A 2071-nucleotide genomic window follows, 5' to 3' on the forward strand; every position below is an offset into this window, starting at 1 on the left:
TGCACCTGGTAGCTGCCCGTCGGGTTCTGCACGAAGCTCCCGTTCACGTTCAGCGTTCCGATCGAGTTCCCTGGCGCAACGACACCCGAGTTGATCAGGCCGCCGGCGAGGATGCCGTTACCCGACAGTATCCCCGTGTTGGTAAAGCCGCCGCTGACCGTACCGTTGTTGGCGAACAAGCCCATGTTGGTGACATTGCCGCCAATCGTCCCGGTGTTGGCGAACAGCCCCATGTTGGACACACCGCCGGTGATCGTACCGGAGTTGCTGAACATGCCGCTGGTGCCGTTGATCACCGAGCCCGTCAGCGTGCCCGTGTTGGACGCCGTGCCGGTATTGGCAAGGCTGCCGTTGAACGTTCCATTGTTGGTGAAGCTGCCCTGGTTCAGCTGCCACTGAAGGGGCGTGTTGACCGTGCCGTTGTTGATGAAGCTGCCGCCGGCATTGACCGTCAGCAGGCCGTTGCCGTCGATCGTGCCATTGTTGGTGAAGCCGCCGCCCTTGTTGATCGTGACGTCGCCGACGATCGAGCCGGTATTGGCGATGGTGAGCCAGCCGCCGTTCACCGTCGTGCCGCCGCTGTAGCTGTCCACGCCGCCCAGCGTGACGTTGCCGCTCAGCAGCGTCAGGCCGCCCGGTCCGGTAATCGGGCCGTTCAGGATGCCCGACCCGGACTGCTGCAGCGTCAGGCCGCCCATCAGGAACATCGGGAAGCTCGACAGGAAGCCGTTGGACAGCGCCAGATTGCCCTGCAGCGCCACCATCGGAATGATGACAGCGTTCGTGCCGCTGGTGCCGGAGGCCTCGTAGCCGACGAAGCCATTGATCGGATCGTAGAGGTAGTTGAGGTTCTCGAAGAAGGTGCGCCCGAGGTTGCTGGGCGGCACGCCCGTCGAAACCTGCACGCCGAACGGTGTGCTGGGATTGGTCGCATCGCCCAAGGTGAAGCTGTACGCGGCCTGGTTCTGCCCGGGCAGGAAGACCTGCACCGTCCCGCTTTGCAGACAGTTCGTCGGCGAACCGCTGTCGCTGCAGTTGCCCGGACCGACGGGCACGGTGTTGCCCGGGGCATTGACGATCATGTACGAGATACCGCTGTCGGGCAGCTGGCTCGCGGAGCCGAGATTGTAGGTGTGGCCATTGGTCGTGATCGAGATCGACCCGTTCTGGGCGCTCCATTGCAGCGGACAGCCCATCCCGGCGGTGCCGCAGTAGGACGGCAGGCCGCCGTTCGACGCGAGTTGCTGGAACGAGAAGCCGCTGGTGTTCTGGCTGTTGAGGCCGAGCAGGACGCCAGGGCCGAGGCCGAGATTCTGGAATCCGTTCATGCCGATGATGTAGCCCGGCTGCATGGTGCTGACGCCCGGGCCGCTCACCAGCGCCAGGAACGGATTCATGTTGTAGTAGTTGTTGGCCGGCGTGAGCGGAGAGGTCGCGCTCTGCCCGATCGAAATGCCGCCGCGATCGAAGCCGACGCCGAGCTGCTTGTATCCGTAGTTGGTGGATCCGAGGATCGGCACGCGCGCGATCACCGACTGGCCGTTCGTGCCATTGATCTGCACGTTGGTGAGGTAGAGCGAACCCACGGGATTGTCGCCGCTGGTGGTGTAAGTGATGGTCGCGTAAGGCGCGAGTATCGGATCGTTGCCGGGCCTGTAGTGGGCCGGATCCGCGACCAGGCCGAGCGAGCCGGTATCCAGGATGAAGTTGTTGGTGAGGGTCGTATTGTTGCCACCGTTGAGCGTCAACGACACGAGTAGCTCAGGCGGGCCGCCATTGGGGTTCGGCGCCGACGTGATCGGAACGAAGAACGAGCTTCCGCTGCCATACATATTCCAGGACTGAGCCCACGCCGCCGTCGGGCTGGCCACTGGAATGCCGGCCAAGGCAAATACGACGGCCGCCGCAAGTCGTGGCAAACGGTTCCCAACCTTCTTCACGTTACTCCTCCCCAAATGACGCGGCGGACGCCAACATCTCCCATGACTGTCCTCTCGTCGTTCACATCCTACCAGGTCATGCGGAGTCCGGCGGTGAAGGCGTGGGTCGAGTCCTGGCCCGACAGGTTGCC

General features: G+C 63.6%; 1 protein-coding gene. It reads right to left on the reverse strand.

Going from position 1 to position 2071, the window contains the following annotated elements:
- The coding region (locus B5D62_RS33310) for an autotransporter outer membrane beta-barrel domain-containing protein (protein WP_085933654.1) at window positions 1-1940 on the reverse strand (1940 nt) is incomplete at its 3' end.
- Between the last annotated feature and the right edge of the window lie 131 nt (window positions 1941-2071).

Source organism: Enhydrobacter aerosaccus, assembly GCF_900167455.1.
GTDB lineage: Bacteria > Pseudomonadota > Alphaproteobacteria > Reyranellales > Reyranellaceae > Reyranella > Reyranella aerosaccus.